Annotated in this window: 16 protein-coding genes; 9 read left to right on the top strand and 7 right to left on the bottom strand. The window is 61.6% G+C overall.

Going from position 1 to position 12,486, the window contains the following annotated elements:
- Positions 1-8 precede the first annotated feature (8 nt).
- Positions 9-908 carry a LysR substrate-binding domain-containing protein gene (locus A8B82_RS00970; protein ID WP_067287125.1) on the top strand — a complete coding sequence of 300 codons (900 nt, stop codon included), beginning with the start codon at positions 9-11 and terminating at the stop codon, positions 906-908.
- 94 nt (positions 909-1,002) lie between these two features.
- Positions 1,003-1,350, top strand: coding sequence for a cupredoxin domain-containing protein (locus A8B82_RS00965; protein ID WP_067287122.1), 348 nt, complete (start codon positions 1,003-1,005; stop codon positions 1,348-1,350).
- Positions 1,351-1,512: 162 nt separating this feature from the next.
- Here A8B82_RS00965 and A8B82_RS00960 read toward each other — a convergent pair whose 3' ends face one another.
- Positions 1,513-2,178 (bottom strand): SOS response-associated peptidase, encoded by a 666-nt coding sequence (locus tag A8B82_RS00960; RefSeq protein ID WP_067287119.1) that lies wholly within the window; start codon positions 2,176-2,178, stop codon positions 1,513-1,515.
- Positions 2,179-2,333: 155 nt separating this feature from the next.
- Between A8B82_RS00960 and A8B82_RS00955 the strand changes: the two genes are divergently transcribed.
- A complete protein-coding gene (locus A8B82_RS00955; protein ID WP_067287117.1) occupies positions 2,334-3,587 on the top strand; it encodes an MFS transporter in 1,254 nt (417 codons plus the stop codon).
- Positions 3,588-3,723: 136 nt separating this feature from the next.
- On the opposite strand, the gene A8B82_RS00950 is transcribed toward A8B82_RS00955, so the two are convergent.
- Positions 3,724-5,280, bottom strand: coding sequence for a bifunctional metallophosphatase/5'-nucleotidase (locus A8B82_RS00950; RefSeq protein WP_067287114.1), 1,557 nt, complete (start codon positions 5,278-5,280; stop codon positions 3,724-3,726).
- Positions 5,281-5,570: 290 nt separating this feature from the next.
- Here A8B82_RS00950 and A8B82_RS00945 point away from each other — a divergent pair, with 290 nt between their 5' ends.
- From A8B82_RS00945 to arsC, 4 genes are read left to right on the top strand one after another with little or no spacing between them, the layout of a single operon-like run.
- Complete coding sequence (locus A8B82_RS00945; RefSeq protein ID WP_067287111.1) at positions 5,571-5,921, top strand: DUF952 domain-containing protein; 351 nt, start codon at positions 5,571-5,573, stop codon at positions 5,919-5,921.
- Positions 5,918-6,349, top strand: a complete 432-nt coding sequence (locus A8B82_RS00940) for a DUF1330 domain-containing protein (RefSeq protein WP_067287108.1) — start codon at positions 5,918-5,920, stop codon at positions 6,347-6,349. The genes A8B82_RS00945 and A8B82_RS00940 overlap by 4 nt, the downstream gene beginning before the upstream one ends.
- On the top strand, positions 6,349-7,389 hold the full coding sequence (locus A8B82_RS00935) for a quinone-dependent dihydroorotate dehydrogenase (protein ID WP_067287313.1): 1,041 nt from the start codon (positions 6,349-6,351) through the stop codon (positions 7,387-7,389). Before A8B82_RS00940 ends, A8B82_RS00935 begins: the two co-directional genes overlap by 1 nt.
- Positions 7,386-7,730, top strand: a complete 345-nt coding sequence (arsC, locus tag A8B82_RS00930; RefSeq protein ID WP_067287105.1) for an arsenate reductase (glutaredoxin) — start codon at positions 7,386-7,388, stop codon at positions 7,728-7,730. The genes A8B82_RS00935 and arsC overlap by 4 nt, the downstream gene beginning before the upstream one ends.
- Before the next feature lie 40 nt (positions 7,731-7,770).
- Here arsC and A8B82_RS00925 read toward each other — a convergent pair whose 3' ends face one another.
- Genes A8B82_RS00925 through A8B82_RS00915 form a run of 3 tightly spaced genes read right to left on the bottom strand, consistent with a single transcriptional unit; the run spans position 7,771 to position 10,080 of the window.
- Positions 7,771-9,147, bottom strand: coding sequence for an MATE family efflux transporter (locus A8B82_RS00925; RefSeq protein ID WP_067287102.1), 1,377 nt, complete (start codon positions 9,145-9,147; stop codon positions 7,771-7,773).
- Between the two features lies 1 nt (position 9,148).
- Positions 9,149-9,661, bottom strand: coding sequence for a PaaI family thioesterase (locus A8B82_RS00920; protein ID WP_067287100.1), 513 nt, complete (start codon positions 9,659-9,661; stop codon positions 9,149-9,151).
- Positions 9,658-10,080 carry a PaaI family thioesterase gene (locus A8B82_RS00915; RefSeq protein ID WP_067287097.1) on the bottom strand — a complete coding sequence of 141 codons (423 nt, stop codon included), beginning with the start codon at positions 10,078-10,080 and terminating at the stop codon, positions 9,658-9,660. Before A8B82_RS00915 ends, A8B82_RS00920 begins: the two co-directional genes overlap by 4 nt.
- Before the next feature lie 106 nt (positions 10,081-10,186).
- Here A8B82_RS00915 and A8B82_RS00910 point away from each other — a divergent pair, with 106 nt between their 5' ends.
- On the top strand, positions 10,187-10,588 hold the full coding sequence (locus A8B82_RS00910) for a MerR family transcriptional regulator (RefSeq protein WP_067287310.1): 402 nt from the start codon (positions 10,187-10,189) through the stop codon (positions 10,586-10,588).
- A 165-nt stretch (positions 10,589-10,753) separates the two neighbouring features.
- On the opposite strand, the gene A8B82_RS00905 is transcribed toward A8B82_RS00910, so the two are convergent.
- Entirely contained in the window at positions 10,754-10,966 is a 213-nt protein-coding gene (locus tag A8B82_RS00905) for a hypothetical protein (protein WP_067287095.1), read from the bottom strand.
- 96 nt (positions 10,967-11,062) lie between these two features.
- The gene (locus tag A8B82_RS00900) at positions 11,063-11,803 is read right to left on the bottom strand and encodes a helix-turn-helix transcriptional regulator (RefSeq protein ID WP_067287093.1); all 741 of its coding nucleotides are present in this window, start codon (positions 11,801-11,803) and stop codon (positions 11,063-11,065) included.
- A gap of 243 nt (positions 11,804-12,046) precedes the next feature.
- On the opposite strand from A8B82_RS00900, the gene A8B82_RS00895 reads away from it, so the two are divergent.
- Positions 12,047-12,448, top strand: a complete 402-nt coding sequence (locus A8B82_RS00895; protein WP_067287308.1) for a MerR family transcriptional regulator — start codon at positions 12,047-12,049, stop codon at positions 12,446-12,448.
- Positions 12,449-12,486: the final 38 nt, after the last annotated feature.

Genomic DNA, 12,486 nt, shown 5'->3' with positions numbered 1-12,486 from the left:
AGTCATAGATGATCGCGCCCCGACGTTTCCTGCCCTCCATCTCTGCGCTGCTGGCGTTTGAAGCCGTGGCACGGCTGGGCGCGGCCACCCGCGCGGCAGAAGAACTGGCGCTGACACAATCGGCGATCAGCCGGCAACTCAAGACGCTGGAGGAACAGCTTGGCGTCGAATTGCTGACCCGGCAGGGTCGGCAGCTTGTCCTGACAGAGGCCGGGCAGTCCTATGTCCGCCATGTCCGCGACATCCTGAACCGACTGGCCCAGGCCAGCGTGGCGGCGCGGACCAATCCGATGGGGGGCGCGCTGAACCTGTCGATCCTACCCGCTTTCGGCATGCATTGGCTGGCCCCCCGCCTGCGCGATTTCGCCCGCAGCCATCCGGAAGTCACCGTGAACCTCTCCACCCGGCTGAAACCCTATGCGATCGAGGACAGCACCTTTGACGCCGCGATCCATTTCGGACGCGAGGACTGGCCCGGCGTCAGCTACCTGCCCCTGATGCCCGAAATCGTCGTTCCCGTCTGTTCACCCGACCTGATGCAAGCGCCGGTGCGCAACGCGGCGGAGATGCTGAACCATCCCTTGCTGCACCTTGAAGCGCGGCCAAAAGGCTGGGCGCGCTGGCTGGCGGCACTGGGCGTGGGGGACGAGCCGCCCGCAGGCATGGTCTTTGATCAGTTTTCCACCATGGCGCAGGCGGCGATCCACGGTCTGGGCGTTGCGCTGCTGCCGACATTCTTTGCCGATCCCTACCTGCGCGACGGGCAGTTGATCCTGGCCTCTGACCAGACCACACAGAGCATCGGCAGCTACTATCTGGTCTGGCCCAGGGACCGCGACACCGGCGCGGCGCTTGGGTCCTTCATCACCTGGCTTGCGGCGCAGGCCGCGCAGGAAGACGAAAAATAGGGGCACAAGGCGGCAAATCGACAAATTTTTGCCGCATTTACCACTTAAGCAAATTTATCCGTAACCGGGTGGGGCCGTTACAAGGAGCACGTCGATGCTTACATCATTCTGCAAGGGTGCCTGCGCCATTGCTGCTGCCAGCGCGCTATGGGCCGGTGCGGCTCAGGCCGACAACCAATCCGTGCTGATCGTGGAAGGGTCCTATTTTCCTTCGACCATCTATGCAAAACCGGGTGACAATGTCATTTTCACCAACCAAAGCGGCGTGGTCCAGCACATCTCCGGTCCCGAGGACACATGGACATCCGGTCCGATCGGCGTGGATGCGACCTACCGCTTGAACCTGACCCATTCGACGCCACTGTCCTTTACCAACGGTGAAGACGGCGAAGGCCTGATGGAAGGAGCGATTTCATATGATCCCGCTCCGCTGAACGACTGATCCTTGAGACCGCCCGGCAAAGGGCCGCGTGACACCCACACGGCCCCTACAGCGTTTCGGCGCTTACCTTGAGACAGCCCTTATCATCACATGCGTTGAAATCCATGATTTCAGGCAGCATTTGGTGATTCAGGTCTAACGCGAAACGCTACAGCCATGCGCTCAGATTTCTTCAATCAGCTCAGGCCCTTCAGCGCGATTTGAATTGACGGCGCGGTCGACACGGTGCCAGGTCAGCAGATCATTGGCTGCGGGCACCATCAGGGACGCCGCCCCCTTGCCCGCCTCGCCCAGCCATAGCGGCCAGTTCTCCTTTTCGACAATCACCGGCATGCGGTGATGGATCGCCCGCATCGGGTCATTTGCGGCGCAGGTCACCACCGCACAGGTGCGAATCCCTTCCTCCGCATCCGCACGCCAGTCCTGCCAGATCGCGGCAAAGGCCAATGGCGCGCCGTCGCGACGGGTGATGTACCAGGGGTCACGGCCCCCTTCTGCGTCCTTTGTCCATTCGTAAAACCCTGACGCCACGACAAGGCCCCGCCGCTCCCGCGCGGCAGCGCCGAAGGCCGGTTTGTCGGCAATCGTCTCGGCCCGCGCGTTGATCAGCAATGGGCCGTCCCCCGGTTTCTTGTACCATTTGGGGATGAAGCCCCAGCGCATCGCGCCCAACCGGCGCGGCCCGCCGGTGCCAGCCGTGACAATATGCACCTGGGTCGTCGGGCAGACATTGTAGTTCGGCACATCCGGCAGGTCATTGGCCGGTGCCGCCGCAAAGAGCTGCGCCATGGCGTCATGGGGCAAGGTCACCGCCATTCGTCCACACATCTGCTGTCCTTTCTGCCTGTTCCTGACCAACAGCCTACCGCGCGTGCCGCGGGGCTGCAAAGGCGACGACAATCCCGGATAATCGCATGGACCCACCTGTAAAAGGTGCCGGATATCTGGCAAGCTTCCCGTAATTGGCCAAAGGATACCAGGTGATGATCAGACAATTCCTGCCCGTCAGCGCGCTTCTGCTTGGGTCCGCCTTCCTCCTGTTTGCAGGCGGGATCAATGGTCTGATCCTGCCCGTGCGCGGCACCATTGAAGGATTTTCAGCCGTTTCGCTGGGTCTTTTGGGCACCGGTTGGGCCGTGGGATATGTGTCGGGCTGCATCATGACGCCGCCGCTGGTGGCGCGGGTGGGTCACATTCGGGCTTTTGGCGCGATGGCCGCGATTGCGGCGATTTCGATGCTGGCCAGCGCCATCCAGATCACCCCATGGGCCTGGATCGTGCTGCGCGGCGTCTGCGGTTTCTGTTTTGCCGGGGCCGCGATGATTGTCGAAAGCTGGCTGAGCGAACAATCCAGCCCGGACACCCGTGGCCGCATCTTTGGGGTCTATACGATGGTGAACCTTGCCGCGAGCACGGCAGGATCGCTGATGCTGACGGTGGGGGACCCGGCGGGGTTCCTGTTCTTTGCGCTGGCGGCCATCTTCTATTGCATGGCGCTGGTGCCAACCGCGCTCAGCTCCTCGTCCACCCCTGCCCCGCTTGTCACCGTAAAGCTCAACCTCGCGGCCCTGTGGCGCAATTCGCCGGTCGCGGTCTTTGCGGTGTTCTGGGTGGGCGTCTCCAACGCCGCCTTCGGCACTTTGGCGGCGGTTTATGCGCAGAACGTGGGCCTGGTGCTGGCGGCGGTGTCCTTTTTCATCTCGATCCCGATCCTGGCGGGGGCGATCATCCAGATGCCCGTGGGGCTGATGTCCGACAGAATGGACCGCCGCAAGGTGCTGGTCGGCGTGGCCGCACTGGCACTGGTGGCCGACCTGGGGTTTATCCTGCTGGCACCGGAAGGGCGGGGGATGAACCTGACACTTGCAGCACTGCTGGGCGGCTCGATCTATGCGATGTACCCGGTGATCGTGGCACATGCCAATGACCACGCCGAACCCGGCACCGCGATCCAGATATCAGGCGGGCTGCTGCTGACCTTCGGCATCGGGTCGATCATCGGGCCGACAGTTGCAGGGCTGGCCATGGCAGAAGTGGGCATTCGCGCGCTTTTCCTGATCACGGCGGTGTCGCATGGCATGGTCATCCTCTACACCCTCTGGCGGATCAGTAAACGGGAGGCCGTCGCCGATGCCGACAAGACCAGTTTCCAGCCGATCAATGCCGGCCGTACCTCCAGCCTGCAAACGGTCGAGGCCTCGCAGCAGCCGGTGGATGCGGCCAAAGGGATGAATTGATCGAGCCAAGCGGCAGACGGCAGGCGATTTTTTCGAAAAAATCGGCCCGGACTTTTTGAAAAGTCCGGCACCCGGACCAAAAGAAAAAGGCGCGACCCTTGCGGACCGCGCCTGTCAATTTTGCCTGAACCGCGTGTTACTTCGCGCTGATGCGCCCGTCGGTATAGGGCGTATAGGCACCATTCTCGGCCAGATATTCCGCCGTCACATCGGCCAGGTCGGGGCCAAAGTCATAGGCGTTCATCGCGGTCTTGAACATCTCATAGCCGTCACCGCCGTTGCGCACATAGTTGTTGGAAACCACGCCATAGGTCTTGCCCATGTCCAGCGGTTCGCCCCCGACCATCACGTCGCTGACCCGGCTGCCCGGCTCCGCGCTGGCGTCAAACGCAAAGGTCAGACCCGCAACCTGCGGGAAGCGGCCTGCGCCTTCCTCGACCTGGCTGACACCGTTCTCCAGCGCGGCCAGCAGCGTTTCGCCGGTCACCTGAAAGGTCGAAAGCGTGTTCTGGAACGGCAGCACCGTCAGCACCTCGCCCATGGTGACCTCGCCCGCGTCGATGGAGGCACGCAGCCCGCCCGAGTTGGAGATCGCCACGTCGATGCCCTGGTCCTTGACCCGCGCCAGCATGGCGTCGGAAACGAGGTTGCCCATGGAGCATTCCTGCGCTCGGCAGACATCGCGGTTGCCTTCGATCATGTCGGTGGTTTCGGCCACAACCTTGTTGCGGATTTCCTCAAGCGGTGCGGCGGCCTCCCCGATACGGGCGACCGTGCCCTCGTCTTCGGTCACCGCGGCGTCCATGATCAGCGGCTCGCCGCTGGCCTCGGTGACCTTGCCGTCGTCGTCAAAAGTCACATTCAGCTCGCCCAGAAACTTGCCATAGGCATAGGCCTGCACGATGGCCGTGTCGCCCACCATGGTCGGATAGGGCCCCTCGGCGCGGTCATTGGTGTTGCTCAGCAGCGTGTTGGAGTGCCCGCCGACGATGACATCCACACCCGTTGTTTCAGCGGCAACGCGCTGGTCCACGGCGTAGCCGGAGTGCGACAGGACGATGATCTTGTTCACACCTTCCGCAGTCAGCTTGTCCACCTCGCCCTGTACCGCAGCCACGGGATCGGAAAAGGTGATGTTGTCGCCGGGGCTTGCCAGCTCATCCGTGTCTTGCGGCGTCAACCCGATCAGGCCCAGCTTTTCGCCGCCCCGTTCGATGATCGTGGATTTCGGCAGGTTGCCTGCAAGCAGCGGCTCAGCCGAGACATCGGCATTGGACATCAGGATCGGAAAGTCGATCGTGTCCATGAAGCCTTTCAGAACCTCGGGGCCATCATCGAATTCGTGGTTGCCCACGGTCATCGCGTCATATCCCATCTTGTTCATCATCTCGGCGGCCAGCGCGCCCTTGTAATAGGTATAGAACAGCGTGCCCTGGAACTGGTCACCGCCATCCACCAGGATCGAATTGTTGGACCGCGCGCGGGCGTCGGTAATCGCCGTCATCAGCCGGGCGGAACCGCCAAAACATTCCCCGGCGGTATTGTCTTCGGCACCGCAGGGCCCGTCATATTTGCTGATCGGTTCGAACCGCGCATGGAAGTCGTTGGTATGAAGGATGGTAAGCTGATAGTCGGCGGCAGCCGCACCGGCCGTCAGGCCCAGCGCTGCAACGCTTGTCAAGAATCGTTTCATTGCTTTTCCCCAGTTGGAACACATGCAGCATGGTGGCCTGCGCCCTTGCGACTGTCAAAGCGCTTGTGCGCGGCATGCCGTTGGGTCAAGCGCTGCAGGCGGCAATGCCCTGTGCCCTTGCCAATGAAACGCGGGCTTCGGGGTCTGGACCGGATATTTTGGCAAAAAGAAGAGATAACCGGACTTCTTTATGCCCCAAATACTCAAATCCGACGGCCGGGGCACATCCAGGTGGCTGCGATGGTCCGACCCGCCTTGACCCCCGTTGACTGCCGGGGCATGACTGCCCCATGTTGATTTTCAAGATATTTACCGCCGATCAATGGACCACATTGCGCCAGGCGGGCAGCACTGACGGCGCGCCCATCGACATCGCGGACGGCTATGTGCATTTTTCGACCGCCGCACAGGTGGAAGAGACGGCAGCCAGGTATTTCACCGGGGCCGAAGGCCTGATGCTGGTCGCGGTGGATGCAACCGCCGCAGGTGAGGCGCTGAAATGGGAACCCTCGCGGGGCGGCGCGCTGTTTCCGCATCTCTATCGCCGGATGACCATGCAAGACGTTGTCTGGGCGCAGCCGCTGCCCCTCCTCGACGGGGCCCATCAGTTTCCTGCCGGTCTGGAGGACGCAAGCCAATGAGCGGTTTCATCGACCCGGACCGCGCGCAATTCGACGCCTTCAAGGCGCTGGACCGCGATGCCCCCCTCAACATGCTGAACCTCGTCGCCTTCAATGATCTGGCAAATTACCCCGGCGACCACGACCTGGCCCGCGACGGGCTGACCGGGGCGCAGGCCTATGGCCTGTATGGCAAGCATTCCGCCCCGGTTCTGGCGCGGGTGGGCGGCAGCATCCTGTGGCGGGGACAGTTCGACATGACGCTGATTGGCCCTCAGGACGAGGATTGGGATGCGATGTTCATCGCGGCCTACCCCAGTGCGCATGCCTTTCTGGCGATGATCTCGGACCCTGAATACCAGCGCGCGGTGATCCACCGGCAGGCCGCCGTCCGCACGTCGCGGCTGATCCGCAGCACCCCGCTGGCCCCTCAGGACGGCTTTGCATGATGTCGCTGATCGAGCGTCTGGGCCTTGGCGCGCTGCACCGGCTTGACCCGGAAGCTGCCCATGGGCTTGCCATGCGGGCCCTGCGCTGCAACCTGACGCCACGCCCCGGCCCCATTACCACGCCACGGCTGAAAACCACCCTCGCAGGCCTCTCCCTGCCCAACCCCGTCGGGCTGGCGGCAGGGTTCGACAAGAACGCCACCGCCATTGCCGCACTGTCGCGGGCAGGTTTCGGTTTTATCGAAGTGGGCGCCGCCACCCCCCTGCCCCAGCCGGGCAATCCGCGCCCCCGCCTGTTTCGCCTGACCGAGGACGCCGCCGCCATCAACCGCTTCGGCTTCAACAATGAAGGGGCCGATGCCATCTGTGGCAGGCTTGCGCGGCGTGGTGCTGGCATTCCGGTCGGTCTGAACCTCGGCGCGAACAAGACCAGCACGGACCGTGCCGCCGATTTTGCCCGCGTCATGGTTGCCGCACGCAACCACGTCGACTTTGCCACCGTCAACGTGTCGTCGCCCAACACCGAAAAGCTGCGCGACCTGCAGGGCAAGGCCGCGCTTGCCGCCCTGCTTGACGGGGTGATGGAGGTGCGCGGCGCGACGCCTGTCTTCCTCAAGATCGCGCCGGACCTGTCGGAGGCGGAAATCGCGGACGTGGCCGAGGTGGCAAACGTCGCAGGCATCTCCGCGATCATCGCAACCAACACGACTCTGGACCGCGACGGGTTGCGCTCTGCCCATGCGCATCAGACGGGCGGTCTGTCGGGCGCGCCCCTGTTCGACAAATCGACCCGCGTTCTGGCGCGCCTGTCCACACTCACCGATATCCCCCTGATCGGGGTTGGCGGCGTCGGATCGGCCGAACAGGCCTATGCCAAGATCTGTGCAGGTGCCAGCGCGGTGCAGCTTTACACCGCGCTTGTCTATGGCGGGCTTGGACTGGTCAGTGACATCGCCCGTGGCCTTGACGCATTGCTGGCCCGTGACGGGTTTGATCATGTGGCGGATGCGATCGGCAGCCGCAGGGATGACTGGCTATGATCACCATCTGGCACAACCCGCGCTGCTCCAAATCCCGCCAGACCCTGGCGCTGATCGAGCAGGGCGGCGCCGAGGTCACCATCCGGCGCTATCTTGAGGACGCGCCGACAGAAAGCGAAATCGACGCGGCCCGCAGCGCGCTGGGGCTGACGTCCCTGCGCGATATGCTGCGGACTGGAGAGAAGACCTACAAGGAACTTGGGTTGGACAAGGATACGCCGGAAGCGGAACTGCTGACCGCCATGGCGCAAAACCCGATCCTGATCGAGCGGCCCATCGTGTTCCGTGGCAAACGCGCCGTCATCGGACGTCCGCCCGAGGCTGTGGGCGAATTGCTCTGACAAGCGCCCGGAATTTTCGAAAATTCCGGCCCGATTTTTTTCAAAAAATCGCCTGCCCCGCAGCCCGTTCAAGCGCCGGATAGCGCAGCCCAAGGGTCACAGCCCGCGCCACAAAGGCAATCAGCATCGCCGCCCAAAGCCCGTGATTGCCGAGGGCGGGCAGCAGCAGGATCACTGCCAGCACGTAGATGCCAAAGCTGATCGCCATCATGTTGCGCATGTCCCGCGACCGCGTGGCCCCGATAAAGACCCCGTCCAGCATGAAGGCCGCACAGGCGACCAGCGGCAGGGCAACAACATAGGGCAGAAAGACCCGCGCCATCTGCTGCACCTCCGGTGCCTTGACCATCAGGTCGATGATCTGCGGCCCGGCCAGCGCGAAAACCACCGTGACCAGCGCCGAAGTAACAAAGGCCCAGCCCATGCTCAGCATCGCACTGCGGCGCAGGGCATCGCGTTGCCGCGCGCCCATCGCCTTGCCCACCAACGCCTCCGCCGAAAAGGCGAAACCGTCCAGCCCGTAAGACGTGATCATCAGGAAATGCAGCAGCACCTGATTGGCTGCCAGCGTCACATCGCCCATCCCGGCACCCAGAAAAAGAAAAGAGACAAACATCGCCTCCAGCAACATCGACCTGATCAGGATATCCGTGTTCAGCCGCACCATCTGGACCCATCTCAAACGGTTGAAAACCTGCAGCCAGTTGCGCCACTCCGGCCCCCTGAATGCCGCGCGGCAAAACCACAGGCCCAGCACCGCCCCTGTCCATTCCGCGATGAAAGTGGCAAGAGCCACGCCCTGCACGCCCCATTCCAGCCCCAGCACGAACCAAAGGTCCAGACCGATGTTCAGCCCGTTCATCACCAGTTGGATCACCAGCACAGCCCTGGTGCGTTCCTGCGCGATCAACCATCCCGTGATGGCATAAAGGGCAATGGCCGCCGGTGCCGACCAGATGCGAATGGTCATGTAGGACCGTGCAAGGCCCTCCACCTCGACAGTGCCCGGAGAGACCAGGAAGGCGGCCCAGAAAAGCGGCACCTGCAAGGTCACCACAACAAGACCTGCGCCAAGGCCCACGAGCAATCCGCGCGTTAGCAGGGCCGCCACTTCGGCCTCGTCCCGGTTGCCTGCGGCCTGCGCGGTCAGCCCGGTGGTGCCCATGCGCAGGAACCCGAATACCCAGTAGAAGGCGGAGAGGATGATCGCCCCCAGCCCCACCGCACCCACCGGTGCGGCCAGCCCGATCTGGCCCACCACGCCGGTATCCACTGCCCCCAGCAGCGGCACAGTGGCGTTGGAGATGACAATGGGCAGCGCGATGTTCAACACGCGCCGATGGGTGATCACATCGCGGGGTTCCAGTGCCCCTGCCTCGATCGCGCGCACTTCGCTGTCCGAAATCGGTTCCGTCACATCAACCCTTGCGCTGCGGCATCACGAAATGCCCGGTGGCCTGCGCGAACATCCGGTCCCGGTTGTCCTGCCAGCCTTCCACATGCACGCTGGCATAGCGCCGCCCCGACCGGTTGATCCTGGCGCGGGCATAGGCATCGCGCGGCAGGCCGGAGCGCAGGTAGTCGACGGTGAAATCAATTGTCTTGGGCAGGCGCGGCAGATGCACATGGCTCAGATCGCTGACATCCAGCGCGCCACTTTCCATATCCTCCCAGATGAAGGCCCAGCTCAGCGTGATGATCGCCGTGACCTCCAGAAACGCCGCTGTCGCGCCGCCGTGCAGCGCAGGCAGGATCGGATTGCCGATAAGATCGTCCTTGAACGGCATGACCCCCGTCAATTCATCCCCCCGCCGTTCAAAGGCGATGCCCAAGAACTGCACATAGGGCACCCCCTCGACTAGCGCGCGCAACACGGAATCACGGCGCTGTTTGACGATCTGAACGGGTTCAGGTGCAGGGCGTTTGGTCATTTGCCCCCCTCCACCGTGAATGTCCCGGTGGCCATGGCCACGGGAGTCTCGCTGTCCTCGTCCCGCGCGGTTGCCCGCACGAAAGCCACGGAGCGGGTAACGTGATAACAGGTGGCTTCGGTGGTGATCGCCTGTCCAGGTGTGGCGGCACGCAGATATTCGATGCGCAGATCAATGGTGGCGGTGCCTGCCGGATGGCTGGGATGGCTCATTACCGCGGCACCGCAGGCCGTGTCCATCAGCGCCGAGACCGCGCCACCGTGGATGACACCGGTCTTGGGGTCCCCCACCAACCTGTCAGCATAGGGCATGGAAATGATCGCCGTCCCCAGTTCAAGGGTCTGCAACTGCATCCCGAGCGCACGTGCATGTGGCAGGGCCCGGATAAACTGGTTGGCTTGTTTCAATTTGTCAGTCATCGGCCCCTCTTTCGGGAACTGTTATCAACTTGTGACGGGCAAAGGACAAGACCACCTGTTGCGCTTGGACGGGCATCATCCTAGCTTGCGCAACGGGAGATTGATGATGGCCGACGAGAGACTGACTTTCAAACAGATGTGTGAACGGTTCGACGTCACGCCGCGCACGCTGCGTTACTATGAATACATCGAGCTGCTGCAACCGGCACGTGAAGGGCGGTCTCGCTTTTACAGCCCGAGGGAATGCGCGCGGATGAAGCTGATCCTGCGCGGTCGCAAATTCGGCTTTTCCCTTGAGGGCATCCGGCAATGGCTGCTGATCTACGAGAAGGAAGGGACCGAGGCGCAGAAGCGCGCCTGGGTGATCGCTTCGGAACGGCAGCTCAAGGAACTGGCAGAGCAACGCGCCCAAGTGGACGAGGCCATGGCCGAATTGCAGCGCCTGCACGACGACACTGTCGAAGAACTGGAAAATCTCAGCACTTACAGCGATTCGCGTTTGGCTTGAGCCAGACCATCCCGCCGACGGCGTCTTACGAAATATATGACACATCACCTATCATGCGGCGCGTTGAAATCCCTGATTTCAGGCAGTGGGTTTCAGGCAGTGTAAGGGTCTGTGGTCATTCGCGTTTAGCGCGAAACGCTCCAGCGCCTCATCCCGGTTGCGAGGTCAGATTTTGGTCACCTCATCCTGTACACGTTCGGTGAGCGAAATCGCCTTGGCGATGCGGTCCATTTCTGCGGCGATCACGATCAGTTCCGACACCAGCCGACTGGAGTGGGAAGACGCCAGATCATAGGCCGCATCTTCGACCAGCTTGGCCGCTTCCAACAGTTTTTGACGGGGGTCATCTGTGGGAAGGGATTTAGCGGAATCGTTCATTTAGCAACCTTTCGCAGTATATGCTGCAAATGCAGCATGACGCGTGGACGGACCAGATAGCGGTGGCAATGGTCGTGGTCACGTCACGCGAATGCGCTACAGGATATCAAGTTCTTTTATTTGCAAAAGTCCCGATCCGAGCCCTTTGATGGCTGCGGTCGTTCGATCGTTAACATCAAGTTTGTCAAATAGTCTGCGGCCAATCGTGTCAACCGTATGCCTTGAAATTCCCAGTATTTCGGCGATCACGCTATTGCTCTTGCCGCGGGCCATCCAGCGCAAAATTTCCAGCTCTCTCGGGGAAAGGTCAATGTGGCACAGAGGTTCCTCAATCAGTTCGCAGAATCGAAGATGTGCGATCTGCGCTGCACATTGCATTTCGAATATGTTCTCTGGCCCGACCACAACCGCCGATTTGCCAAACCCAAGTCCAAAGTAGGCATTCCGCCCTTTCGGGCCGAAAACCGGAAGCGCGACCCCATCGCCAAAGTCAGATGCCTGCCGCCTGCGCATGAAGTCCGCTTCCTGCTCGGTCAGGTCGGCAAGCTCCTCGATTTCGGACCACAGAAATGGTCGGGACACTCTGGCGGCGAGTCCGGGTATCGGGTCGATCACCTGCAAATTTGAGTCGATGTATTCGCAGACCCATTCCTTCGGAAACCCATCCTCGACAAAGCCCAGTTGCCCCCCCGGAAGACTGTCGGTGTTGTCCAGATGATAGCTGACCATCTCTATGCCACAGCTTTGAAAAAACCCGACAATGGTCTGCCAGAGGCACGCGGCATCAGACGCGGCCGCGCAGCTTGTTACGAAACTCCTGACGGTTATCCGGGACATAGATCCATCCGATCCTGGCGCAACTTTACAAGATTTTGCGACATAAGTAGATTGAAATCTGTCGTCAAACACCAATTTCACAAGGCGCAGAAGCAAGTTGACTGGAATTGCAAAGGCTTGCCACATTTCGGCACCAAAGTGACGTGACGTTTGGGTTACGTAAACGTCAACTGATGTTGTAAGAGACTTTCTGTATCCCCAGATCAAAATCAACGTGATGGTTTTCTGATGAGAGCAGAGATGATGACAACAGATACAATGACCATTCGCCAGATGTGCGATGCCTACGACGTAACCCCGCGCACCCTGCGGTTCTACGAGGCCAAGGAACTGCTGTTCCCGATCCGGGAAGGCCAGAAGCGCCTGTTCACCAAGCGTGACCGCGCCCGGCTCAAGCTGATCCTGCGCGGCAAGCGCTTTGGGTTCTCGCTGGAGGAAATCCGCCAGTTGCTGGACCTGTATGACATGGGCGACCAGCAGCAGACCCAGATCGCGCGCACCTATGAGATTGCGCACGCCCGTCTGGCCGACATGGAATCCCGGCGTGATGAGCTGAACGAAGCCATCGACGATCTGAAAGACCAGTTGAAATGGGGGGAAAAGATGATCGCCTTCATGAACCAATCCCGCAAGGCCGCCGAATAGGCACCCTGCACCCTCAACACGCGCTTTAGGAACAGACC

Origin of the sequence: Sulfitobacter sp. EhC04, from assembly GCF_001650875.1 — a bacterium.
Taxonomy (GTDB): domain Bacteria; phylum Pseudomonadota; class Alphaproteobacteria; order Rhodobacterales; family Rhodobacteraceae; genus Sulfitobacter.
The sequence above is the reverse complement of the archived record's forward strand: the minus strand, read 5'-3'. Positions and strand labels throughout refer to the sequence as shown.

What these genes read in the sequence shown, in the direction of transcription:
- A8B82_RS00940 (WP_067287108.1), top strand. Translation starts at nt 5,918, where the DNA reads ATGAGCGGTTTCATCGACCCGGACCGCGCGCAATTCGACGCCTTCAAG.
- A8B82_RS00945 (WP_067287111.1), top strand. Translation starts at nt 5,571, where the DNA reads ATGTTGATTTTCAAGATATTTACCGCCGATCAATGGACCACATTGCGC.
- A8B82_RS00970 (WP_067287125.1), top strand. Translation starts at nt 9, where the DNA reads ATGATCGCGCCCCGACGTTTCCTGCCCTCCATCTCTGCGCTGCTGGCG.
- A8B82_RS00910 (WP_067287310.1), top strand. Translation starts at nt 10,187, where the DNA reads ATGGCCGACGAGAGACTGACTTTCAAACAGATGTGTGAACGGTTCGAC.
- A8B82_RS00920 (WP_067287100.1), bottom strand. Translation starts at nt 9,661, where the DNA reads ATGACCAAACGCCCTGCACCTGAACCCGTTCAGATCGTCAAACAGCGC.
- A8B82_RS00935 (WP_067287313.1), top strand. Translation starts at nt 6,349, where the DNA reads ATGTCGCTGATCGAGCGTCTGGGCCTTGGCGCGCTGCACCGGCTTGAC.
- A8B82_RS00960 (WP_067287119.1), bottom strand. Translation starts at nt 2,178, where the DNA reads ATGTGTGGACGAATGGCGGTGACCTTGCCCCATGACGCCATGGCGCAG.
- A8B82_RS00965 (WP_067287122.1), top strand. Translation starts at nt 1,003, where the DNA reads ATGCTTACATCATTCTGCAAGGGTGCCTGCGCCATTGCTGCTGCCAGC.
- A8B82_RS00895 (WP_067287308.1), top strand. Translation starts at nt 12,047, where the DNA reads ATGACAACAGATACAATGACCATTCGCCAGATGTGCGATGCCTACGAC.
- A8B82_RS00950 (WP_067287114.1), bottom strand. Translation starts at nt 5,280, where the DNA reads ATGAAACGATTCTTGACAAGCGTTGCAGCGCTGGGCCTGACGGCCGGT.
- A8B82_RS00900 (WP_067287093.1), bottom strand. Translation starts at nt 11,803, where the DNA reads ATGTCCCGGATAACCGTCAGGAGTTTCGTAACAAGCTGCGCGGCCGCG.
- A8B82_RS00915 (WP_067287097.1), bottom strand. Translation starts at nt 10,080, where the DNA reads ATGACTGACAAATTGAAACAAGCCAACCAGTTTATCCGGGCCCTGCCA.
- A8B82_RS00955 (WP_067287117.1), top strand. Translation starts at nt 2,334, where the DNA reads ATGATCAGACAATTCCTGCCCGTCAGCGCGCTTCTGCTTGGGTCCGCC.
- arsC (WP_067287105.1), top strand. Translation starts at nt 7,386, where the DNA reads ATGATCACCATCTGGCACAACCCGCGCTGCTCCAAATCCCGCCAGACC.
- A8B82_RS00905 (WP_067287095.1), bottom strand. Translation starts at nt 10,966, where the DNA reads ATGAACGATTCCGCTAAATCCCTTCCCACAGATGACCCCCGTCAAAAA.